The 22,036-nt window shown below is 67.9% G+C and carries 22 protein-coding genes; 13 read left to right on the top strand and 9 right to left on the bottom strand.

What is annotated here, in order from left to right; genetic code table 11:
* Positions 1 to 13: 13 nt before the first annotated feature.
* From ACSQ3Y_RS32005 to ACSQ3Y_RS31990, 4 genes are all read right to left on the bottom strand, one after another.
* Entirely contained in the window at positions 14 to 1,510 is a 1,497-nt protein-coding gene (locus ACSQ3Y_RS32005) for an MFS transporter (protein WP_057203874.1), read from the bottom strand.
* Positions 1,511 to 1,537: 27 nt separating this feature from the next.
* Positions 1,538 to 1,726 carry a 4-oxalocrotonate tautomerase gene (locus ACSQ3Y_RS32000; RefSeq protein WP_057203875.1) on the bottom strand — a complete coding sequence of 63 codons (189 nt, stop codon included), beginning with the start codon at positions 1,724 to 1,726 and terminating at the stop codon, positions 1,538 to 1,540.
* A 48-nt stretch (positions 1,727 to 1,774) separates the two neighbouring features.
* Complete coding sequence (locus tag ACSQ3Y_RS31995; protein WP_436180042.1) at positions 1,775 to 2,008, bottom strand: cysteine-rich CWC family protein; 234 nt, start codon at positions 2,006 to 2,008, stop codon at positions 1,775 to 1,777.
* Positions 2,009 to 2,223: 215 nt separating this feature from the next.
* Positions 2,224 to 4,434, bottom strand: coding sequence for a malate synthase G (locus ACSQ3Y_RS31990; RefSeq protein ID WP_436180041.1), 2,211 nt, complete (start codon positions 4,432 to 4,434; stop codon positions 2,224 to 2,226).
* Positions 4,435 to 4,606: 172 nt separating this feature from the next.
* Here ACSQ3Y_RS31990 and ACSQ3Y_RS31985 point away from each other — a divergent pair, with 172 nt between their 5' ends.
* Together ACSQ3Y_RS31985 and ACSQ3Y_RS31980 are read left to right on the top strand one after the other, a co-directional pair.
* Positions 4,607 to 5,539, top strand: coding sequence for a LysR family transcriptional regulator (locus tag ACSQ3Y_RS31985; protein WP_057203877.1), 933 nt, complete (start codon positions 4,607 to 4,609; stop codon positions 5,537 to 5,539).
* 27 nt (positions 5,540 to 5,566) lie between these two features.
* Positions 5,567 to 6,211 (top strand): LuxR C-terminal-related transcriptional regulator, encoded by a 645-nt coding sequence (locus tag ACSQ3Y_RS31980; RefSeq protein WP_057203878.1) that lies wholly within the window; start codon positions 5,567 to 5,569, stop codon positions 6,209 to 6,211.
* A gap of 13 nt (positions 6,212 to 6,224) precedes the next feature.
* Here the strand turns inward: ACSQ3Y_RS31980 and ACSQ3Y_RS31975 are convergent, their stop codons facing one another.
* Positions 6,225 to 8,900, bottom strand: a complete 2,676-nt coding sequence (locus ACSQ3Y_RS31975) for a hybrid sensor histidine kinase/response regulator (RefSeq protein ID WP_436180040.1) — start codon at positions 8,898 to 8,900, stop codon at positions 6,225 to 6,227.
* A gap of 230 nt (positions 8,901 to 9,130) precedes the next feature.
* Between ACSQ3Y_RS31975 and ACSQ3Y_RS31970 the strand changes: the two genes are divergently transcribed.
* Both ACSQ3Y_RS31970 and ACSQ3Y_RS31965 read left to right on the top strand, forming a co-directional pair.
* Positions 9,131 to 10,495 (top strand): dicarboxylate/amino acid:cation symporter, encoded by a 1,365-nt coding sequence (locus ACSQ3Y_RS31970; RefSeq protein WP_057203880.1) that lies wholly within the window; start codon positions 9,131 to 9,133, stop codon positions 10,493 to 10,495.
* Positions 10,496 to 10,670: 175 nt separating this feature from the next.
* Complete coding sequence (locus tag ACSQ3Y_RS31965) at positions 10,671 to 11,117, top strand: DUF2214 family protein (protein WP_057203881.1); 447 nt, start codon at positions 10,671 to 10,673, stop codon at positions 11,115 to 11,117.
* Between the two features lie 89 nt (positions 11,118 to 11,206).
* Here ACSQ3Y_RS31965 and ACSQ3Y_RS31960 read toward each other — a convergent pair whose 3' ends face one another.
* The gene (locus ACSQ3Y_RS31960) at positions 11,207 to 11,557 is read right to left on the bottom strand and encodes a PsiF family protein (protein ID WP_436180039.1); all 351 of its coding nucleotides are present in this window, start codon (positions 11,555 to 11,557) and stop codon (positions 11,207 to 11,209) included.
* A gap of 232 nt (positions 11,558 to 11,789) precedes the next feature.
* Between ACSQ3Y_RS31960 and argS the strand changes: the two genes are divergently transcribed.
* From argS to ACSQ3Y_RS31930, 6 genes are all read left to right on the top strand, one after another.
* Entirely contained in the window at positions 11,790 to 13,499 is a 1,710-nt protein-coding gene (gene argS, locus ACSQ3Y_RS31955) for an arginine--tRNA ligase (RefSeq protein WP_436180038.1), read from the top strand.
* Between the two features lie 13 nt (positions 13,500 to 13,512).
* Entirely contained in the window at positions 13,513 to 14,181 is a 669-nt protein-coding gene (locus ACSQ3Y_RS31950; RefSeq protein ID WP_057203884.1) for an SPOR domain-containing protein, read from the top strand.
* Positions 14,182 to 14,255: 74 nt separating this feature from the next.
* Positions 14,256 to 14,912: a thiol:disulfide interchange protein DsbA/DsbL gene (locus tag ACSQ3Y_RS31945; RefSeq protein ID WP_057268505.1), complete on the top strand. Its 657-nt coding sequence runs from the start codon at positions 14,256 to 14,258 to the stop codon at positions 14,910 to 14,912.
* 110 nt (positions 14,913 to 15,022) lie between these two features.
* Positions 15,023 to 15,676 carry a lipopolysaccharide transport periplasmic protein LptA gene (lptA, locus tag ACSQ3Y_RS31940; RefSeq protein WP_436180037.1) on the top strand — a complete coding sequence of 218 codons (654 nt, stop codon included), beginning with the start codon at positions 15,023 to 15,025 and terminating at the stop codon, positions 15,674 to 15,676.
* Positions 15,673 to 16,455 carry an LPS export ABC transporter ATP-binding protein gene (gene lptB, locus ACSQ3Y_RS31935; protein WP_057203887.1) on the top strand — a complete coding sequence of 261 codons (783 nt, stop codon included), beginning with the start codon at positions 15,673 to 15,675 and terminating at the stop codon, positions 16,453 to 16,455. Before lptA ends, lptB begins: the two co-directional genes overlap by 4 nt.
* 63 nt (positions 16,456 to 16,518) lie before the next feature.
* Positions 16,519 to 18,120, top strand: a complete 1,602-nt coding sequence (locus ACSQ3Y_RS31930; RefSeq protein ID WP_057203888.1) for an RNA polymerase factor sigma-54 — start codon at positions 16,519 to 16,521, stop codon at positions 18,118 to 18,120.
* Here ACSQ3Y_RS31930 and ACSQ3Y_RS31925 read toward each other — a convergent pair whose 3' ends face one another.
* The 3 genes from ACSQ3Y_RS31925 to ACSQ3Y_RS31915 are packed head-to-tail and all read right to left on the bottom strand — an operon-like array spanning position 18,121 to position 19,583.
* The gene (locus ACSQ3Y_RS31925) at positions 18,121 to 18,480 is read right to left on the bottom strand and encodes a VOC family protein (protein WP_369819482.1); all 360 of its coding nucleotides are present in this window, start codon (positions 18,478 to 18,480) and stop codon (positions 18,121 to 18,123) included.
* Between the two features lie 29 nt (positions 18,481 to 18,509).
* Positions 18,510 to 19,058, bottom strand: coding sequence for a hypothetical protein (locus ACSQ3Y_RS31920; RefSeq protein WP_057203890.1), 549 nt, complete (start codon positions 19,056 to 19,058; stop codon positions 18,510 to 18,512).
* 33 nt (positions 19,059 to 19,091) lie between these two features.
* Positions 19,092 to 19,583, bottom strand: coding sequence for a glutaredoxin domain-containing protein (locus tag ACSQ3Y_RS31915; protein WP_436180036.1), 492 nt, complete (start codon positions 19,581 to 19,583; stop codon positions 19,092 to 19,094).
* Positions 19,584 to 19,780: 197 nt separating this feature from the next.
* Here ACSQ3Y_RS31915 and ACSQ3Y_RS31910 point away from each other — a divergent pair, with 197 nt between their 5' ends.
* Genes ACSQ3Y_RS31910 through ACSQ3Y_RS31900 form a run of 3 tightly spaced genes read left to right on the top strand, consistent with a single transcriptional unit; the run spans position 19,781 to position 22,031 of the window.
* The gene (locus ACSQ3Y_RS31910; RefSeq protein ID WP_436180035.1) at positions 19,781 to 20,233 is read left to right on the top strand and encodes an acyl-CoA thioesterase; all 453 of its coding nucleotides are present in this window, start codon (positions 19,781 to 19,783) and stop codon (positions 20,231 to 20,233) included.
* 24 nt (positions 20,234 to 20,257) lie between these two features.
* Complete coding sequence (locus ACSQ3Y_RS31905; RefSeq protein ID WP_436180034.1) at positions 20,258 to 21,550, top strand: THUMP domain-containing class I SAM-dependent RNA methyltransferase; 1,293 nt, start codon at positions 20,258 to 20,260, stop codon at positions 21,548 to 21,550.
* Positions 21,540 to 22,031, top strand: a complete 492-nt coding sequence (locus ACSQ3Y_RS31900) for a putative toxin-antitoxin system toxin component, PIN family (RefSeq protein ID WP_057203894.1) — start codon at positions 21,540 to 21,542, stop codon at positions 22,029 to 22,031. The genes ACSQ3Y_RS31905 and ACSQ3Y_RS31900 overlap by 11 nt, the downstream gene beginning before the upstream one ends.
* Positions 22,032 to 22,036: the final 5 nt, after the last annotated feature.

Below are 22,036 nucleotides of genomic sequence, written 5' to 3'. Positions count from 1 at the left end.
GATCAGTCGGCCATCAGGCCTGGGGTGAAGAGGAGGGGGTATCGGCCGGCGCCGCAGGCGCTTCGCGCAGTTGCCAGGCGGCCACCAGGGCCAGCACGCACAGCGCGGTCAGCATCAGAAAGGTTTCGCCAAAGGCATCGATGCGGGCGGCGTTGCTCGCGCCCGAGGTCAGCGATGCACCATGCGCACCCAGGCGCCATTCGAGCACGATACCGCACAGGCTCACACCCGCAGCACCGCCGAGCATGCGCAGAAAGCCGATGGCGCTCGATCCCTGCGAGATCAGCGACTTGTCCAGCGGCCGCATGGCCCCGAGGTTCAGCGATGGCAGGATGAAACCGAGGCCGATGCGGCCGAGGATGGCAAAGGCCACCAGCATCCACAGCGCCGAGCCCAGGCCCACCAGCACCATGAGCCCGAAGGACAGGGCCAGAAGGGCCAGCCCGATGCTCACCAGCAAGTGCGTGGGCTGCCGGTCGGCCAGCCGGCCCACCATGGCGATGGTGATGGCCAGCACGAAGCCTGCGGGCAGCATGATGGTGCCCACGTGCGAGGCCGACAGCTGCATGCCGAGCTGCATGAACACGGGCAGCAGGTAGGTGGATCCGAACAGCGCCGTGCCGTAGATGAAGGCCACGATACTGCCCATGGCGAATTGCCGGTACTGAAAGAGCCGCAGGTCCATCAGCGGCTTGCGGCCCTGCCGCAGTTGCCGGCGCTGCCAGCCGATGAACAGGCCTGTGGCCACCACGGCGCCCGCCAGCAGGAGGATGGCCTCCGTGGCGGTGCCCCCATGCAAGGCCACTAGCCCATTGAGCAGGCACAGCGTGCCGGCGGTACCCAGCGCCAGACCGCGCCAGTCGAGCGCCTCGCCATTGCGGTTGGCCGCCACGCCGCCCGGCGCCGTGACCGGTACGAACTTGTAGGCCAGCCAGATGGAGGCCAGGCACAGCGGCACCACCATGAAGAAGATGGAGCGCCAACCGAACCAGTCGACCAGCAGCCCGCCGATGCTCGGGCCGATCGCCGGTGCCAGCACCACGCCCATGCCGAAGATGCCGCTCGCGCGGCCCTGTTCATGGGGTTGGAATGCGTACAGGATGATGACGGCAGGAATGGGTTGCACCACCCCGGCCGCAAGGCCCTCGGCCACACGCGCCACCAGCACCAGGCCGAAATCGCGCGCCAGGCCACCCCCGATGCCGCCCGCCAGCAATAGCAGCATGGCCCCCACGTAGGTGGCGCGGTAGCCGTAGCGCGACAGCAGCCACGGCGTGGTGAGCATGGACACCGTGGTGGCCACCATGAAGCCCGAGGTCACCCACTGGGCACGTTCCTGCCCCAGGGTGAAGTAATGGCTCATGTCCGGGATGGCGACGTTGACGATGGTCGAGGACATTATCGACGCCATCGTGCCGACCATGACCGTCAGCAGCAGCAGCCAGCGGTAGCGCTCGCCATGGCGTTCGCGCAGTGCGGCGAGGGAGCTGGAGGATGGCTGTGCGCTCATGGGCGGGGGATCGTGGTCAGAAGGGTATCAGGTGCGCTCGGACCAGAGCTTGCCGCCGGTGGCCCAGTTCTCGCGCTTGATGTCGGTGATCAGGATGTCGACCGACTCGGGCGAGCCGCCGAGCACTTCGACGGACACGCGGGTGATTTCTTCCACGAGCTTCTTCTTTTGCTCGATGGTGCGGCCTTCCATCATCTCGACGTGGTAAGTGGGCATGCAGGACTCCTTGGGGTAATGGTCAATGAACGAAAAGAAAAGAGGAAATCATATCGGGGCCGCCGGGTCCAATGCGTCCAGAGCCGGACGAGGCCGAGCGCACAGCGGGCAGATGCAGACCTTGCCACGGGCCGCCGCAGGAATTTCGGCCAGGGCCTCGGGCGCCACGGTGGTGGCCATGCACCAGCAGGTTTCGGGCGGCTGTCCGGCCGCCATGGCGCACTGGTTCGCCTGCCCGCACAAAGGGCACTGCGAGACGGTGGAAATCGGTGGGGGAGTCATCGTGGGGTGGGTGCAGCAGGGCGCGCCATGCCTCGCGCGCTGCCTGGCTGGCGTGCCCGGCCCATTGTGCCGCCTCCCGGGCCCAGGGGCCAGGGTGAGGGCCTTTGTGGGGTCACCGGTGTGGGGCCATGCCGAAAAAAAAGGCACCCGAAGGTGCCGTTGGAGGAGGGATCCGGAGGACCCCTCTGTGCAGGGGGGCCGCAAGGCCCCGGTGGTCAGGCCGCCGCCTTGAGCTTCAGGCGCCAAGCGTGCAGCAGCGGCTCGGTGTAGCCGCTGGGCTGGGCCATGCCCTTGAAGACCAGGTCGCAGGCCGCCTGGTAGGCCATGCTGGTGCCGAAATGGCCGGCCATGGGCTGGTACAGCGGGTCGCCGGCGTTCTGGCCGTCCACCACGGCGGCCATGCGCTCGAAGGTCTCCTTCACCTGGGCTTCGGTCACCACGCCGTGGCGCAGCCAGTTGGCCATGTGCTGGCTGCTGATGCGCAAGGTGGCGCGGTCTTCCATCAGGCCCACGTTGTGGATGTCGGGCACCTTGGAGCAGCCCACGCCCTGGTCCACCCAGCGCACCACATAGCCCAGGATGCCCTGGGCGTTGTTGTCCAGCTCCTGCTGCTTCTCGGCATCGGTCCAGTTCGGGGTGGCGGTCACGGGCACGGTGAGCAGGCCGGTCAGCAGGTTGTCGCGCTCGGCGTTCACGTCGGTCTTTTCCAGGCCTATCTGGATCTCGGCCACGTTGACCTGGTGGTAGTGAAGGGCGTGCAGCGTGGCGCCCGTGGGGCTGGGCACCCAGGCGGTGTTGGCGCCGGCCTTGGGGTGGGCGATCTTCTGTTTCAGCATCTCGGCCATCAGGTCGGGCATGGCCCACATGCCCTTGCCGATCTGCGCCTTGCCGCGCAGGCCGCACGACAGGCCCACCAGCACGTTGTTCTTCTCGTAGGACTGGATCCAGGCGCTGGTCTTCATGTCGCCCTTGCGGATCATCGGGCCGGCCAGCATGGCGGTGTGCATCTCGTCGCCGGTTCGGTCGAGGAAGCCGGTGTTGATGAAGGCCACGCGGCTGGCGGCGGCGGCGATGCAGGCCTTGAGGTTCACGCTGGTGCGGCGCTCCTCGTCCATGATGCCCAGCTTGACGGTATCGGTGGCCAGGCCCAGCAACTGCTCCACGCGGCCGAACAGATCGCTGGCAAAGCCCACTTCGGCGGGGCCGTGCATCTTGGGCTTGACGATGTAGACGCTGCCCTTGCGCGAGTTGCGGATGCCGTTGGCACCGTGCCCTTGCAGGTCGTGCAGCGCGATGGTGGTGGTGACCACGGCGTCCATGATGCCCTCGGGGATCTCGCGCTCCTTGCCCTGGGCGTCGGTGTACAGGATGGCCGGGTTGGTCATCAGGTGGCCCACATTGCGCAGGAACATCAGCGAGCGGCCATGCAGGCGCACGGCACCGGTCGCGCCGGACGGCGCGGTGTACACGCGGTCGGCGTTCAGCCCGCGCGTGATGGTCTTGCCGCCCTTGGCGACTTGCTCGGTCAGCGTGGCCTGGATGATGCCCAGCCAGTTGCTGTAGCCCAGCACCTTGTCTTCGGCGTCCACGGCGGCCACGGAATCTTCGAGGTCGAGAATCGTGGAAAGCGCCGCCTCCAGCACCAGGTCACTCACGCCGGCCGCATCGCTCTGGCCGATGGGGGTGCTGCGGTTGATCTGGATGTCGAGGTGCAGGCCGTTGTGCTGCAGCAGCACCGAGGAAGGCGCTGCTGCGTCGCCCTGGTAGCCCTTGAATTGGGAGGGATCCTTCAGGCCCGTGGTGCCGCCGTTGGAGAGCGCCACCACCAGCTGGCCATCTTCCACGCGGTAGCCGGTGGAGTCCTTGTGCGAGCCGGTGGCCAGGGGCGCCGTGTCGTCCAGTACCTGGCGCGCGAAGGCGATCACCTTGGCGCCGCGCACGGGGTTGTAGCCCTTGCCCTTGTCCGCACCATCGGTCTCGGGGATGGCATCGGTGCCATACAGCGCGTCGTACAGGCTGCCCCAGCGCGCATTGGCGGCATTCAAGGCATAGCGGGCGTTGAGGATGGGCACCACCAGTTGCGGGCCGGCCTGGGTGGCCAGTTCGTCGTCCACGTTGGTGGTGGTGGCCTGCACGTCGGCAGGCTGGGGCACCAGGTAGCCGATCTTTTCGAGGAAGCCGCGGTAGGCCACCATGTCCGTGATGGGGCCGGGGTTGGCCTGGTGCCAGGTGTCGAGCTCGGTCTGCAGGCGGTCGCGCTCGGCCAGCAGGGCGATGTTGCGCGGCGCCAGGTCGGCGACGATGCCGTCAAAGCCCTTCCAGAAGGCGGCGCTGTCCACGCCGGTGCCGGGCAGCACCTTGTCTTCGACGAAGCGGAACAAGGACGTGGCCACTTGCAGGCCGTGGATGGAAGTGCGGTCGGTCATGGGAGTGCCTCAGGCGTTGGATGTGAACAAATGCGGAGCCCGCCACTGCAGGCCATGGGCAGACTGTATTGCAAATGTTTGTCGGTATAAATATGCTCAAAAGCTGTAAACCAATGACTTTTACGCACAAGTGAGGGTGCGGTGGGCGCGCTCCTTCACCATAATCAGCCCCATGGACAAGCTCAAGGCCTTCGAATCCTTCGTCTCGGTTGCCACGCGTGGCAGCCTCACCGCCGCCGCCAAGGCCGAGGGCGTGGCTCCGGCCATCATGGGCCGCCGGCTCGATGCGCTCGAAGAGCACCTGGGCGTGAAGCTGCTGGTTCGCACCACGCGGCGCATCAGCTTGACGCATGAAGGCAGCGCCTTCCTGGAGGACTGCCAGCGCCTGCTGTCCGACGTGGCCAATGCCGAGGCCAGCGTGTCCGAGGGCGGCGTCAAGGCCACAGGGCACCTGCGCATCACGGCGCCAGCAGGCTTTGGCCGCAGGCATGTGGCGCCGCTGGTGCCGCGCTTTCGCAGCGAACACCCGGACGTGACGATTTCACTCAACCTCAGTGACCGGGTGGTCGACCTCGCCGGTGAAGGCTTCGACTGCGCCGTGCGCGTGGGCGACCTGCCCGATTCGTCCCTGGTGAGTGTGCGCATTGCCGACAACCGGCGCCTGTGCGTGGCCACGCCCGGGTACCTGAAAAACCACCCGGCCCCGCGCCACCCGGGCGAACTGCCCTCTCACGATTGCCTGACCCTGTCGAGCGAAGCCTCGCAGACGCGTGGCTGGGCGTTCCGCATGCCGCTGGAGGGCGGCGGCACCGAGGTGGTCCACCTCAAGCCCGGCGGGCCGCTCGACTGCTCCGACGGGCAGGTGCTGCACGACTGGTGCCTGGCCGGCTACGGCATCGCCTGGCGCAGCACCTGGGAGGTGGAGGCCGAGATCGCCGCCGGCCGCCTGGTGGAGGTGCTGGAAGAGTTTGCTGCACCGCCCAACGGCATCTACGTGGTCTTCCCCCAGCGCAAGCACATGCCGCTGCGCGTGCGGCTGTGGATCGACTTCCTCAAGCACCATTACGCGCAGCCTGCCTTCTGGCGGGGCATACCGGCCCATTGATCGGGCCCGTGGCAGACTGCAGACTCCATGTCCGAGCCCACGCTCCTGGTCGCTGACGACCACCCCTTGTTCCGCGCTGCCGTGCTGCACGTGCTGCACGGGCGCCTGCCCCAGTTCCGCACGCTGGAGGCCGCCAGTGCGGCCACGCTGGGCACGGCGCTGCAGGAGCATCCCGAGGTGGAACTGGTGCTGCTGGACCTGAGCATGCCGGGCGCGCGCGGCTTCTCGGCCCTGCTGCACGTGCGTGGTGAGTATCCGGAGCTGCCCGTGGTGATCATCTCGTCCAACGACCACCCGCGCGTCATCCGCCGCGCCCAGCAGTTCGGCGCGGTGGGCTTCATCCCCAAGTCCGCGCCCGCCGAAGCCATGGGCGAGGCCATCGAGGCGGTGCTGGCCGGCGACAGCTGGTTTCCGCCCATGGCCGCCGAGCGCTCCGAGGCCGACGCCGAGCTGGCCGCCCGCCTGGCGCAGCTCACGCCCCAGCAGTTCCGCGTGCTGCTGTGCCTGGCCGACGGCCTGCTCAACAAGCAGATTGCGGGTGAGCTGGGCCTGGCCGAGAACACCGTCAAGGTGCATGTCACCGCCATCCTGAAAAAGCTGGCCTGCCACAGCCGCACCCAGGCCGCTGTGCTGGTCAAGAGCCTGGAGACCGAGGACGCGGCATCCGCCTGAGCCTGCTGCGGCGCTATCTTTCCTGCAGGCGCAGCAAGGTCTGGCTCATCAGTGCCCGCAGCGCGGGTGCGCGCACCGGCTTGGCCAGAAAGCCCCAGCCGCGTTCGGCGGCCTGGCGGCGCAGCGTGGCGTCGCGCTCGGCGGTCACCAGGATCACGGCCGGAGCCTGGCCCCAACGGCGGCACAGTTCGGTATAGACGTCAGGACCGTGCTGGCCGCCACCCAAGTGCACGTCCAGCAGCACCAGCTGCGGTGCCTGGCCCGGCTGGGCCTGCGCCAACGCCTCCTTCGCGTCACCGGCCAGCGGCACCTGGCAGCCCCAGCGCTCCAGCAGGGCCTTCGTGGCAGCGCAGGTCGGACCATCGTCCTCGATCACCCAGGCACTGCTGCCGTGCAGCGGGGCGTCCTCGAGCGCTGGCTGGGCCGTGGCGGGGGCTGCGATCTGCTGCTGCAGGGCGGTCGGATCACCCAGCGGCACACAGACCCAGAACACACTGCCGCGCCCCAGTTGCGAGCGCAGCCCGATGGGGTGGCCCAGCAGGCGGCCCAGGCGCTCCACGATGGCCAGGCCCAGGCCGGCACCCCGGTCGTCGGCGCGACCCTCGTCCAGACGGCGGAACTCCTCGAAGATCTCGCGCTGCAGCGCCTCGGGAATGCCTGGCCCCTGGTCATGCACCTCGATGCGCAGGTGGCCGTTGCCCACGCGGCGGCAACCCACCACGATGCGACCGTGCCTGCTGTAGCGGATGGCGTTGGAGACGAAGTTCTGCAGGATGCGGCGCAGCAGGTTCTCGTCGGTGCGCACCACCTGGCGCGTGGCCACACACGAGAGCTTCAGGCCCTGGTTCTCGGCCAGTACACCGAAATTGTGGGCCAGCACCTGCAGCAGCGGGCCCAGGGCCACGTCGTGGATGCGCACGTCGAGCTGACCAGACTCCATGCGCGAGATATCGAGCAGGCTGTTGAGGATCGCGTCCTGCGCAGCCAGGGCCCCGTCGATGCTGTCGGCCGCATGCCGGCCGGCATCGTCGTGCAGGTGGCTGCGCAACAGCGAGCTGAACATGCGGGCGGCGTTCAGCGGCTGCAGCAGGTCGTGCACGGCCGCTGCGACGAAGCGGGTCTTGTAGCGGTTGGCCTGCTCGGCCTCGCGACGGGCGGCGTCCAGGTCGCGCGTGCGGTCGGCCACGCGCTGTTCCAGCGCATCGGCCAGCGAACGCAGCTCGCGCGCGGCGTTCTTGTAGCTGGTGATGTCGGCGTAGCTGGTCACGAACCCGCCCTCGGGCAGGGGGGTGCCGCGTATCTCCAGCACCGTGCCGTCGTCCTTGGCGCTTTCGTGCAGGTGGGGCAGGCCGCTGCGCAGGTGCGACAGGCGCCGCTCGACGGATTCGTCGACCGGGCCAGGGCCCAGCAGGCCGCGGCGTGCGTTGTGGCGCAGCAGGCCCTCGATGGGCTGGCCCACCTGCATCAGGTCGGAGGGGTAGCGGAACAGCTGCACGTAGCGCGAGTTCCAGGCCACGAGGCGCAGGTCGGCGTCGATGATGACCACGCCCTGCGGCAGGTGCTCCAGGCTGCGCGACAGTCCCGTATCCGTCTGTTGCGCGGCCTGCTGCGCCGCCTGCACGATGCCGTCCTGCGCGGTGCGCAGTTCCTGGGCGTGCTGCTGCAGCACGGTCTCTAGCTCCTGGCGGCTGCGCTGGCGCAGGTGGGCCAGGCGCTGGCGCTGGCGCACGAACAGCACCAGCAGCGCCAGCGCCAGCCAGCCGCCGCCGCCCGCCGCAGCAGCCCAGCGGCTGTCCGCCACGCTGCTGTGGGTTGCGTGCACCAGGTGCAGTTGCCAGGGCGTGCCGGGCAGGGGCTGGGTCTGCCACAGCAGGCGGCCGGGCAGGCCCGGCAGGTCGGCTGTCTGCATGCGCACCAGGCGGCCGCCGTTGTCCATGCGGTCGTCCACCCGGTAGTCCAGCGGGCGCAGCGGTTGGTCCGAATACTGGCGCGTGGCGGCCAGCTCGCGGCGCTCCGCTTCGGTCAGCGGTTCCAGCAGCCGGTAGCGCCAGGCATCCTGGCTGGCGAGAAAGACCACGCCGTGCGCGTCGGACGCCAGCACGATGTCCTCCGTCTGCAGCCATTCGCGCTCCAGCTCCTGCAGTGCGATCTTGATCACCACCAGGCCGAGCGGCTCGCCCTGGTCATCGCGGATGGCCTGCGACAGGAAGTAGCCCGGCTCCCCCGTCGTCACCCCGATGCCATAGAAGCTGCCGCTGCCTTGCGCCAGCGCCTGCTGTACGTAGGGGCGAAAGCTGTAGTCCACGCCCACGTTGCTGGTGGCGCTGCGCCAGTTGCTGGCTGCCACGGCCAGGCCCTCGCGGTTGATCAGGGTCAGGGTGGACGACTGGCTGGCGCCGTTGGCCCGCTCCAGCTTGAGGTTGAGCTGCTCCACTTGCGCCGGGCTCTGGGGGCGGCTCAGCGCGTCGTACAGCTGCGCATCCAGCGCCAGCACCTCGGGCAGGGTGCGGTAGCGGTCGATGCGCTGGCCCAGCGTCTGCCCGTACAGGGCCAGCTGGCGCTGTACGCTGTCGCTCTCTTCGTCGAGCGAATGCTGCCAGGCCCATTGGCCGGCCGCGAACATGCTGGCCGCCATGCCTGCGAGCAGGATCAGCACAGTCCAGAACTTGCGGCGGTGGGAGGTGGTCATGGACGAGGCGGTTCGTGGAAGGCGCTCACAAGCGCGTGTTTGGTGCGCGTGGGAGTGTGCCGCACCTTTCTGGGGTGCTAGGTGTTTTCCCTAGGATTTGCCGATGGGCCTCCTATGGGGGCGCCGCCGACTACTACCAATTAGCTATCTGCGGAAACAGCGGGCAGCGGTACAAACAGCACCCTCGAAGCACCCCGGTGGTGCAGTTCCCGTGACTTCTGGAGTCCCCCATGCACGCCATTCCTGCCCAGGCCGCCCAACCGGTGCACCTGCCGTTCTACCGCCAACTGTACTTCCAGGTGGTGCTCGCCATCGTCCTGGGCGTGTTGCTGGGTTATTTCGAACCGGCTTACGGCGAAGCGCTCAAGCCCCTGGGTGATGCCTTCATCAAGCTGGTGAAGATGATCATCGCCCCGGTGATCTTTCTGACCATAGTGACCGGCATCGCGGGCATGTCGCAGCTGAGCTCCGTAGGCCGCGTGTTCGGCAAGGCCATGGCGTACTTTTTGTTCTTCTCCACGCTGGCGCTGGTCATCGGCATGATCGTGGCCAACGTGGTGCAGCCCGGCGCGGGCATGAACATCAACCCGGCCGACCTGGACCAGACGGCCGTGAAGACCTACGTGGCCAAGTCGCACGAGATGACGCTCACCGGCTTTGCCATGGACATCATCCCCAAGACGCTGATCAGCCCCTTCGTGGGCGACAACATCCTGCAGGTGCTGCTGGTGGCCGTGCTGTTCGGCGTGGCGCTGGCCATGGTGGGTGAGGCCGGCCGCCCCGTGCAGAACTTTCTCGAAGCGCTGACGACCCCCGTGTTCAAGGTGGTGGGCCTGGTGATGAAGGCCGCGCCCCTGGGGGCCTTCGGTGCCATGGCGTTCACCATCGGCAAGTTCGGCCTGGGCTCGCTGGTCAACCTGGCCTGGCTGGTCGGTTCGTTCTACATCACCTCCTTGCTCTTCGTGCTGGTGGTGCTGGGCTTCGTGGCGCGCCTGTGCGGCTTCTCGGTGCTCAAGCTGTGCCGCTACCTCAAGGCCGAGCTGATGCTGGTGCTGGGCACCTCGTCCTCCGAATCGGCCCTGCCTTCACTGATGGAAAAGATGGAAAAGGCCGGTTGCAGCAAGTCGGTGGTCGGCCTGGTGGTGCCCACGGGCTACTCCTTCAACCTGGACGGCACCAACATCTACATGACGCTGGCCGCGCTGTTCATCGCCCAGGCCACCAACACCGAACTCACGCTGGGCCACCAGGTCGCCCTGCTGCTGGTGGCCATGCTCAGCTCCAAGGGCGCGGCTGGCGTGACCGGCGCGGGCTTCATCACCCTGGCCGCCACCCTGGCCGTGGTGCCCGAAGTGCCCGTGGCCGGCATGGCCTTGATCCTGGGCGTGGACCGCTTCATGAGCGAATGCCGCTCGCTGACCAACTTCATCGGCAACGCCGTCGCCACCGTAGTGGTCTCGCGCTGGGAAAATGCGCTCGACTACACCCGCCTGCACGCCGCCCTGGACGGTCACCCGCTGCCGGACGTGGCAGTCCCCGTGTCAGCACCCGTGGTGCCGGCCGATGTGGCCGCCGTGGCGCGCACGGCCGCCTGATCGCTGGCAGGCCCGTTGCGGGGCCATGGTTTCACAAGAAGGGGTGTGCCTGCATGGGCACGCTCCTTTTTCGCATGCAACTGCCGGCCGAGGGACGGGTCAGGAAGAGCGCCTACCTCTGCGGGGCCGTTCCTCGCGCACAATCGCCGCGAACTGCCCCAAACAAGGATCCGCGATGACCCTCGAAGCCGTATTGGCCGCCCTGCACATAGTGGCCATCCTGACCCTGGTGGTCTTCCTGTCGAGCCAGGCCGCGCTGTGCCGCATCGAATGGCTCAATGCCGCGGTGGTGGAGCGCCTGGCGCGGCTCGACGCCATCTATGCCGCCTCGGCCATGGCGCTGGTGGCCACGGGGCTGGCGCGGGTGTTCTTCGGGGTCAAGGGCATGTCCTGGTACGTATCCCAGCCCATGTTCCACTTCAAGATCACACTGGTGGTGGCGATTGCCATCGTCTCCATCTTCCCTACCATCGCCTTCCGGCGCTGGCTGCGCCAGCTGCGCGCCGATGGCACCCTGCCGGATAAGAGAGAAGTCGCCAGGGTGCGCCGCCTGGTGATGCTGCAGGCCCATGCGATCCCGGTGGTGGCCGTGATCGCGGTGTTCTGGGCGCGGGGCTGGTAAGCACAGGCCCCAGGCCATGAAAAAACCCGCCGGGCACGGGGCCGGGCGGGTTGCTGGCGAATGCCGGCCAGGCAGGCCGGCACGGCAGATCACTTCTTGAGGCACTCGCTCATGAAGGCCTTGCGCTCGTCGCCCTTCTTGCCCTTTGCGTCGGCGTTGCAGGTCTTCATCTTGTCCTGCTGCGTGGCAGGCTTATTGGACAGGCAGGTCTTCATGAAGGCCTTGCGCTCGTCACCCTTCTTGTCGGCTGCCTCGGTGTTGCAGGTGGCCATCTTGGACTGCTGCTTGGTGGGTGCTGCGGCCGATGCTGCAGGCGCCGCCGGGGCGGCTGCAGCCGCAGCTGCGGGCGCGGAGGCCTTGGCCGCAGGGGCGTCGGCAGCGTGTGCTGCACCGAAAGAGAGGACCAGGCTCAGGGCCGTCAGGGAGAGAAGCTTTTTCATATAGTGCTCCGGTGGTAAGGGCATCCGATGCAATCCGCATCGGATTGCCCGATTACAACGTACCGCCCCCGGGCTGCGCTGACACGGTTCGCGGGATGACAGGATTCTTTGCAATCTGTTGCAGCTGCGCAGCGCTTTTTATGTGCCTGTTGTGCAGGCCCGTGCGCGCATTTGGTGGCGTGGGCAACACACCCTGCCAGGGCAGTCACGGCCCGCCCCGTAAAATCCCGGGATGCTCTCTGTCAAACACGATCTGCTGGCCGCTCTCGCGGCCGAGCTGGACACCCTTTCCCCTGGCGCGGGCGCCAAGGCGGCGTTCGAATCCCCCAAGGTGGCCGCGCATGGCGATTTCGCCTGCACGGCGGCCATGCAACTGGCCAAGCCGCTCAAGCTCAACCCGCGCGCGCTGGGCGAACAGCTCAAGGCGGCGCTGGAGGCCACGCCCGCCTTCACGCGCTGGGTCGATGCCATCGAGATCGCGGGCCCGGGCTTCCTGAACATTCGCTTGAAGCCCGCTGCCAAGCAGGAGGTGGTGCGCGAGGTGCTGTCTGCCGGCGAGCGCTTCGGCTACCAGGCCGACCGCGGTGCCAAGGTGCTGGTCGAGTTCGTCTCGGCCAACCCCACGGGCCCGCTGCATGTGGGCCACGGCCGCCAGGCCGCCCTGGGCGATGCCATCTGCAACCTGTTCGCCACCCAGGGGTGGGGTGTGCACCGCGAGTTCTATTACAACGATGCGGGCGTGCAGATCCAGACGCTCACGAACAGCACGCAGCTGCGCGCCAAGGGCTTCAAGCCCGGCGACGAGTGCTGGCCTACGGATTCCGAGAACCCGGCCAGCAAGGCCTTCTACAACGGCGACTACATCCAGGACATCGCCAACGACTTCCTGGCGAAGAAGACCGTCAAGGCCGATGACCGCGAGTACACCGCCAGCGGCGACGTGGACGACGTGGAATCGATCCGCCAGTTCGCCGTGGCCTACCTGCGCAACGAGCAGGACAAGGACCTGCAGGCCTTCAACCTGAAGTTCGACGAGTACTACCTTGAGTCGAGCCTGTACACCAGCGGCCGCGTGGAGGCCACGGTGGGCAAGCTCGTGGCCAACGGCAAGACCTACGAGCAGGACGGCGCCCTGTGGCTCAAGAGCACGGACTACGGCGACGACAAGGACCGCGTCATGCGCAAGCAGGACGGTACCTACACCTACTTCGTGCCCGACGTGGCCTACCATATCGCCAAGTGGGAGCGCGGCTACACCAAGGTGGTCAACATCCAGGGCACCGACCACCACGGCACCATCGCGCGCGTGCGCGCTGGCCTGCAGGCGGCCGAAGTGGGCATCCCGCACGGCTACCCCGACTACGTGCTGCACACCATGGTGCGCGTGGTCAAGGGCGGCGAAGAGGTCAAGATCAGCAAGCGCGCGGGCAGCTACGTCACCTTGCGCGACCTGATCGAATGGACCAGCAAGGACGCGGTGCGCTTCTTCCTGCTCAGCCGCAAGCCCGATACCGAGTACACCTTCGACGTGGACCTGGCCGTGGCGCAGAACAACGACAACCCGGTGTACTACGTGCAGTATGCGCATGCGCGCATCTGCTCGGTACTGCGCAGCTGGGCCGAGCAGGGCGGTGGCGACGTGGCTTCTCTCCAGGGCGTGGACCTGTCCCCGCTCGAAGGCCCGCAAGCCCAGGCACTGATGCTGCAGCTGGCCAAGTACCCCGAAATGCTCACCGCTGCGGCCGATGGAGAAGCCCCGCACGACGTCACCTTCTACCTGCGCGACCTGGCCGCCAGCTACCACAGCTACTACGATGCCGAGCGCATCCTGGTGGACGACGAGGCCGTCAAGCGCGCGCGCCTGGCCCTCGTCGCCGCCACCGCGCAGGTATTGCACAATGGCCTGGCTGTGCTGGGCGTATCGGCTCCGGCCAGAATGTAAGCGACCACTACCTATGAAGAACAAGCAACTGGGCGGAACCATCATCGGCTTTATCGTGGGCGTGATCTTCGGCCTGGGGGCCGCGCTGGCGGTCGCCGTCTACGTGACCAAGGTGCCCGTGCCTTTCCTGAACAAGGGTGGCGCACGCGGCACCGACCAGGACGCGGCCGAAGCGCAGAAGAACAAGAACTGGGACCCGAACTCGCCGCTGTATGGCAAGAACCCCGCGCGGCCTCCTGCGGCCGCAGCGTCGGCTCCCGCCACGGCAGGGGTGGCACCGGCGCCTGCGCCTGCTGCCTCGGCACCTGCCGTGGCAGCAGCGGACCCGCGTGCCGCCGCCTCGTCGGCCAAGCCTGCCGCCGCAGCCACCAAGCCCGGCAGTGCCGACCCGTTGGGGGATCTGGCCGCTGCCAAGGCCGCTGCGGCGCCCGGCAACAGTGCCGACCCCTTCGACTACTTCGTGCAGGCCGGTGCCTTCCGCACCCAGGCCGATGCCGATGCGCAGCGCGCCAAGCTGGCCATGCTGGGCTGGGAGGCCCGCGTGAGCGAGCGCGAGCAGAATGGCCGCACCGTGTTCCGCGTGCGCGTCGGCCCGTTCACCAAGCGAGATGACGCCGCCCAGCTCAAGGACAAGCTCGACACCACGGGCGTCGAGTCCGCCTTGGTGCGGGTGCAGCGCTGAGGGCATGCCTGCCTGAACTTTTTCCGGGGGCGTGGCTCACACACCCCAATACCAGACCAAGGAGTGCCACTTTCATGAAACGCCGCGAGTTTTCCCTGTCTGCCGCTTCCGCAGTGGCCGCATCCGCCCTGACCCTGCCCGTGGCCGCCCCCGCGCTGGCGCAACCGCGCCAGTTCAAGGAGGGCAAGGACTACCGCAAGCTCGACAAGCCTGTCACGCCCGACGCGCCGGCGGGCAAGGTCGATGTGATCGAATTCTTCTGGTACAGCTGCCCCCACTGCAATGCCTTCGAGCCCACGCTCGACGCATGGGTCAAGGCAGCCCCCAAGGACCTGAGCATCCGCCGCATCCCGGTGGCGTTCAATCCCAGCTTCGTGCCACAGCAAAAGCTGTATTTCACGCTCGAAGGCATGGGCAAGCTCGATGCGCTGCATGCCAAAGTCTTCCGTGCCATCCACGTGGAGAAGGCCAAGCTCGCCAAGGACGATGAAATCATGGCCTGGATCGCCACGCAGGGCGTGGACGTGGCCAAGTTCAAGGAAATCTACAGCTCGTTCACCGTCTCCAACCAGGTGCGCCGCGCGTCGCAGCTGCAGGATGCGTACGGTGTGGAAGGCGTGCCCTCGATGGGTGTGGCCGGCCGCTTCTACACCGATGGCACCATGGCCGGCAGCATGCCTGTCGTGCTGCAGGTGGTAGAGCATCTGGTGGGCGCGGTCCGCAAAGGCTGACCATTTCTTGGCAGGACTGGCGCCTGTGTGTACCAAAAGCCCGCGGATGCGGGCTTTTTTCATGGCATGTCGCCACGGGTGGCTACAATGATCTGCAAGATTCGTGCCCTATGAACTACCGCATCCTCCCGACCCTACTCCTCCTCTCGGCCCTGGCCATGGTCCAGACGGCGGCCCACGCCGAAAAGGCCGACCGCAACAAGCCCATGAACATCGAGGCCGACGCACTGCGCCACGATGAGCTCAAGCAGACCAGCGTGTTCACCGGCCGCGTGGTCATGACCAAGGGCACCATCGTGCTGCGTGGCGCGCGCCTGGACGTGCGCCAGGACGCGGACGGCTACCAGTTCGGCGTGGTCACGGCCGAGCCGGGCAAGCGCGCCTTCTTTCGCCAGAAGCGCGACACGCTGGCGGGCGCGCCCGACGAGTTCATCGAAGGCGAGAGCGAGGTCATCGAGTACGACGGCCGGGCCGACAACGTGAAGTTCATCACCCGCGCCGAGCTGCGGCGCTACCGCGAATCCACGCTGACCGACGAGATCACCGGGCAGGTCATCGTCTACAACAACCTGACCGACGTGTTCACCGTGGACGCCAAGCCGCGCGGCAGCACCAATGCGGCGGGCGACACCCCGGCGCCCGGTGGCCGCGTGCGCGCCATCCTGTCGCCCAAGGAAACACCCGCCAGCGCGGCCGCCCCTGCCGCAGCGGCATCGGGCACCCCCTTGCGCCCCAGCAGCACCCTGAGCGGCGGCGCCAAGTGAGTGGGCAGCACGTGAGTACCGCCGCCGATTCCCCGGCGGACAGCCGGCTGGAGGTGCACCACCTCGAAAAATCCTATGGCAGCCGCAAGGTCGTCAAGGACGTATCGCTGGTCGTGCAAAAGGGCGAGGTCGTCGGGCTGCTCGGCCCCAACGGCGCGGGCAAGACCACCTCGTTCTACATGATCGTGGGCCTGGTGCGCAGCGATGCCGGCGACATCCGCATCGACGGCCACTCGGTGGCCCACATGCCCATCCACCGCCGTTCGCGCCTGGGGCTGTCCTACCTGCCGCAGGAAGCCTCGATCTTCCGCAAGCTCACGGTCGAGGAGAACGTGCGCGCCGTGCTCGAATTGCAGCGCGGCGAGGACGGCCAGCCGCTGCCGCGCCAGGCCATCGAAGAGCGCCTGACCGCGCTGCTCACGGAACTGCGCGTGGAGCACCTGCGCGCCTCGCCCGCGCTGGCCCTGTCCGGCGGCGAGCGCCGCCGCGTGGAGATCGCCCGCGCGCTGGCCACGCAGCCGCGCTTCATCCTGCTGGACGAGCCCTTTGCCGGCATCGACCCCATCGCCGTGATCGAGATCCAGCGCATCATCGGCTTCCTCAAGGCGCGCGGCATCGGCGTGCTCATCACCGACCACAACGTGCGCGAGACGCTGGGCATCTGCGACCACGCCTTCATCATCAGCGATGGCCATGTGCTGGCCCAGGGAACCCCCTCCGAAATCGTCGACAACGCCGAAGTGCGCCGGGTGTACCTGGGTGAACACTTCCGCATGTAGCAGACCGATGGACCACCCGTTCGCCATGCACCTGCCTTTGCGGCAGCCCCGGGGGGCTGTGCGATGAAGCCCGGCCTGTCACTGCGCGTATCGCAGCACCTGGCGCTCACGCCGCAATTGCAGCAGTCCATCCGGCTGCTGCAGCTGTCCACGCTGGAGCTGGGGCAGGAGGTCGAGCAGATGCTCGACGAAAACCCCTTTCTCGAACGCAATGCCGACGAGGCGCCGCGCGAGGAGTTCGGCGTGGAAACGGCCGATGCGCCGGTGCAGCCAGACGATTACAGTTCCGACGACGCGGTCTATTCCAGCGCCCCGGGCACCAGCACGTCGACCGAGACCTCGGCCGACAGCCCGCAGGGCGATGCGGAAGTGGGCAGCAGTGCGGGCGACGAGCCCGACTGGAGTGGCGATGGCACCGTGGACGTGTCCCCCAACGATGCCGAGTGGGGCGGCGATGCGCCGGCCCGCAACCGCAATGATTCCGAAGGCGACGAGGCCGATGCCACCGAACTGGCGCGTACGCACGAATCGCTCACCGCGTTTTTACACCGCCAGGCCCTGTCGCTGCGCCTGTCCGAGGTGGACCGGGCCGCCCTGCGCTTTTTGATCGAATCGCTCAACGACGACGGCTACCTCGAAGACCCGCTGGAAGAGCTGGCCGTGGGCCTGGCCGGCCCCGACGACCTGGAGCAGATCGAGGAGCTGGTGCACCGCTTCACCGTCGCCCTGCGCCTGCTGCAGAGCCTGGAGCCTGTGGGCGTGGGTGCACGTGGCCTGGGTGAATGCCTCACGCTGCAGCTTACCGCGCTGGCCGCCGATGAAGACAGCGAAATCGACCCCGACACCGTGCAGACCGCGTTGCGTGTGTGCCAGCAGCCGCTGGAGATGCTGGCGCGCCGCGACATCCGCCGCCTCACGCAGCTGTGTGGCGATGGCGAGGAGCGCACGCGCGCCGCCATGGCCCTGATCGCGCGGCTGGAGCCTCGCCCCGGGCGCAAGTTCGTGGACGTGGAGCGCAACATCATCGTGCCCGACGTCATCGTGCGCAAGGCCGGGCGGGCGAATGGCCGAGATGGCCAGCACAACTTCATCGTGGCCCTGAACCCCGACGTGATGCCGCGCCTGCGCGTGCACGACATCTATGCCGGTGCCCTGCGCGGCCACAAGGGCGGCGAGGGCCACCAGGCCATGCAGCAGCGGTTGCAGGAGGCGCGCTGGTTCATCAAGAACATCCAGCAGCGCTTTGACACCATCCTGCGCGTCTCGCGGGCCATCGTCGAGCGGCAAAAGAGCTTCTTCACCCATGGCGAGCTGGCCATGCGCCCGCTGGTGCTGCGCGACATCGCCGATGAGCTGGGTTTGCACGAGTCCACCATCAGCCGCGTGACCACGGCCAAGTACATGTCCACGCCCATCGGCACCTACGAGCTCAAGTACTTCTTCGGCTCGGGCCTGGGCACCGAGACCGGCGGCAACGCATCGAGCACGGCCGTGCGCGCCCTCATCAAGCAGTTCGTGGCGGCCGAAAGCCCCGCCAAGCCGCTGTCGGACAGCCAGATCGCCGAGATGCTCAAGGAGCAGGGCATCGAGTGCGCGCGCCGCACCGTGGCCAAGTACCGCGAGGCGCTCCGGATCGCGCCAGCCAACCTGCGCAAGGCGCTCTGATCAGGCCGCTGTTCTGAACGCCCGGCTGGAGATGCTGACGGCGTTGCCGTCCGGGTCCTTCACATTGGCAAACGCATAGCCATTGGCCTGGTGCGTGCTGCCGAATGCCAGGCCCTGCGTCAGCGCATTGGCCTTGAAGGCCTCCACGTCGTGCACATGAAAGCACAGCTTCACCCCGGCCTGGCCGAGCTTCACGCTCTTGGCCGCCTGGTGGATGAGGATGCTGGCGCCGCCGTCCGGGGCCTTGAGTTCGATCAGGCCCTCCACCACCTCTCCCGTGGTCTGCAGGCCGAAATGCGTGCCGTAGAACGCAGCGCTGCGCTGCATGTCGCGCGCGTAGACCATGATGGTGCCGAGCATGGGGTGCATGGTGGGTGGGCCATCCGCCATCAAGGCGACTTCGAGGCCGGTGCGCGCCGCAGCGAGCGCAGCAGCTCCAGCGCCTGTGCGGTCGGCTCCTGCGACTGGCCATTGGCCAGCACGGTGAAGGCCACGCGCAGTTCGTTCATGCCCAGCACGCCCTGGGTCAGGTGCTTGTAGCCGCCCGGCTCGGGGGCGCGGTCGGTGGCCGAAAAGTAGTAGCCCGTCTTGCCCGAGGCGCTCAGGTCCTTGAGCGGCAGCTCGGCTTCGACGGCCCTGGGCTTGGCCTGGGTCGCGCCCGACTGGACCTGCGCCCGCAGCTCATCGGCCGTGGGGGCCTTGGCGGAGCTGCCTGCGGGCCAGATGGGCGTGAGGATCATCTGCAGGGCCGTGGCATCGGGACCGCTGATGGCGACCGAGGGCGGTAGCTCGGCATGGGGGCGGCGCACCTGGGCGCGCCATTGGGCGGGCAGGTCGATGACGAGGTCGTCGCGCCCGGGCAGCGGAACGCGCAGTTCTTCGGCAAGAACGGGCAGGCACAGGGCGAAGGTGAGCAGCGTGAGGGCAGTGCGGAGCATGGAGCGGTGGAACGGAGTGAGTGAGGTGGTGGCTTACTTGCGGCTGGTGAAGACGGCGTCATACGACTGCGTGCTGAAGCCCGCCACCCGCTGGCCATTGGTGAGCAGCACCGGCACGCCACGGGCCCCGAGCTGCGCAAAGGCGGCCTTGCCGGTGGGCGTGTCCACGTCGAACTCCCGGTACGCGATGCCCTTGCCTCCCAGGTAGGCCTTGGCCGCCTTGCAGTAGCCGCACCAGGTGGCCATGTAGAGCGTGACCTCGCCCCGGGGCTGGGCGGCGGCCGTCTGGGTGCCAGTGGCAGCCTGGCCGGGGGCGGCGGGCGGCAGCGGGTTGCCCGGGACCACGCTGACGGGCAGGCTCTCGAGCTTCAGGGTCTTTTGCACCGCACCCGACGTGGGCGGCTGGTCGCTGTAGACGACTTTTCCGCGCGCATCCACGGATTTGTAGAGCGTCTGGGCATGCGCCGTGCCCGTGAGCGCGGCCGCAATCAGGGCGAGGGTCAGGGTGCAGCGCAGGGTGTGCATGGGGGCTCCGGGTAAAATCGGCTATTCCGGGAGCATAAGAGACTTCTGCCGCCCCGAGGCCCGCTGGGGCAAGGCCTCACCCGTATGGGCCATCCTTGCCGTCCGGCATGCAGCTTTTCGATGCCCGTTGCGGGCTTTTTCGGGGGCGTCCTGCCCCCGTTTCGCTGTCTTTTTTCGACCCTCCGTTTCCCTGCCCCATGGCCCGCATTGTTTTCGACCTCCCCACGCACTTCGGCTTTGCCACCGAGCTGCAGATCTACATCAGCCACGTCAATCAGGGCGGGCACCTGGACAATGCGCAACTGCTGAGCCTGGTGTCCGAGGCGCGTGTGCGCTTCTTCCAGTCGCTCGGCTACCCCGAGGCGGATGTGGGCGGCCTGTCCACCGTGGTGGGCGACATCGTGGCCCAGTACAAGTCCGAAGGCTTCCATGGCGAGACCATGTGCGTGGAGATGGCGCCCGAGGACCTCAACCGCTACGGCTTCGACCTCGTCTTTCGGATGACGGAGAAGACCACCGGCCGGGAAGTGGCGCGCGGCAAGGTCGGCATCGTCTTCATCGGCCGCAGCGACCGCAAGGTGGCACCCATCCCTGAATCCATCCGCCAGCTGCTGCTGGCGCGCGCAGCGACCGACGCAGTCGGCGTTTAAGCGCGTATCCTGTCGCCCAGTGCCATGAACCAACTCCAACTCTTTCTTCCCTGCGCCGCCGGTGTCGAGGGCTACCTCGCCGACGAGGTGCACGCCATCACCGGCCTCACGGGCCAGGACCTGCTCATGGGCCGGGGCGGCGTGCTGCTGCGCGCCTCGTGGCGCCAGGCGCTGCTGCTCAACCTGCACAGCCGGCTAGCGCAGCGCGTGCTGGTGCAACTGGCGCACCGGCCCTACCGCTCCGAGAACGACCTCTACGGCATCGCCAGCGAGGTGGCCTGGGAAATCTGGTTCACCACGCGCCAGACCTTCAAGGTCGAGGTCACGGCCCAGCACAGCCCGCTGCAGAGCCTGAACTTTGCCGGCCTGCGCGTGAAGGACGCGGTGGCCGACCGTTTTCGCGCCAAGTCCGGCGTGCGCCCCGACGTGAACACGCAGTGGCCCGACGTGCGCATCCACCTGCACCTGACCACCGAAGAGGCCACGGTCTACATCGACACCTCGGGCGAGCCGCTGTTCAAGCGCGGCTGGCGCGAGGACAAGGGCGACGCCCCGCTCAAGGAAACCCTGGCCGCCGCCATGATCGCCGCCAGCGGCTGGGACCCGCTCGGTGATGCGCCCGTGCCGCTGTACGACCCCTGCTGCGGCAGCGGCACCATCGCCATCGAGGCCGCGCAGATCGCCTGCCGTATCCCGGCCGGCATGCTGCGCCGATTTGCGTTTGAAAAGCTCCTGCCCTTCCAGGGCCATGTGTGGTCGGCCATCCAGGCCGAGGCCGAGAGCGCCATCCAGGCGAGCCCCGTGCCCATCTTCGGCAGCGACGTGGCCCACCGAATGGTCGATTTTGCCGAGCGCAATGCCGAGCGCGCGGGCGTGGCCGGGGCCGTGCAGTTGCGCGGTGGCGACGCATTGCAGCGCATGCCGCCGAGCGAACAGCCGGGCCTGATGCTGCTCAACCCGCCCTACGGCGAGCGCATTGCCGCCGCCGGCTCCGCCGGCCAGAACGCCAATGAGCGCGCGGCCGAGCGGGCCCTGGGCGCCAGCGTGGGCCGCGAGGCCGCGCACACCGACGACGGCGGCGAGTTCTTCAGCCAGCTGGCCACCCACTGGAAGAAGAACTATGCGGGCTGGACGGCCTGGATGCTGACCCCCGACCTCAAGCTGCCCGGCAAGATGCGCCTGAAGGAGTCGCGCCGCGTGCCCATGTGGAACGGCCCCATCGAGTGCCGCATGTTCCGCTTCGACATGGTCAAGGGATCGGTGCGCACCAAGCCATCGTCCGATACGCCACCGGCCGGCCCGCGCGATGCGGGTTGAGTTGGCGCTGCCGGCCCAGGCGCCGGCGGGTGAACCCGTGCGCCCTGTGGTCGTCGACACCAACGTCGCGCTGGACTTGCTGATCTTCTCGGACCCGGCCACCGTGCCGCTGCGCCAACTGCTCGCCGAAGGGCGCCTGGCCTGGATCGCCACGCAGGTCATGCGCGACGAACTCGAGCGCGTGCTGGCCTACCCGCACATCGTCGGCCGCATGGACTACTACCGTGTGGACGCGGCGCAGGTGCTGGCTGCCTTCGACGCCCAGGCCCGCCTGGTGGCGATTGCCCCGCGCGTGGCCTACGTCTGCAAGGACACCGACGACCAGAAGTTCATCGACCTGGCCGCCGCGCACCGCGCCATCCTGTTGAGCAAGGACAAGGCCGTGATCTGCATGCGCAAGCGCCTGCTGACGCTGGACGCTCACGTGGCGACAGCGCTGGTGTGGGAGGTGGCGGCCGAACCCGCCAGCGCTGGCGCCTGATATTT

It is taken from the genome of Acidovorax sp. LjRoot66 (genome assembly GCF_964253305.1).
Taxonomy (GTDB): Bacteria; Pseudomonadota; Gammaproteobacteria; order Burkholderiales; family Burkholderiaceae_C; genus Acidovorax.
The sequence above is the reverse complement of the archived record's forward strand: the minus strand, read 5'-3'. Positions and strand labels throughout refer to the sequence as shown.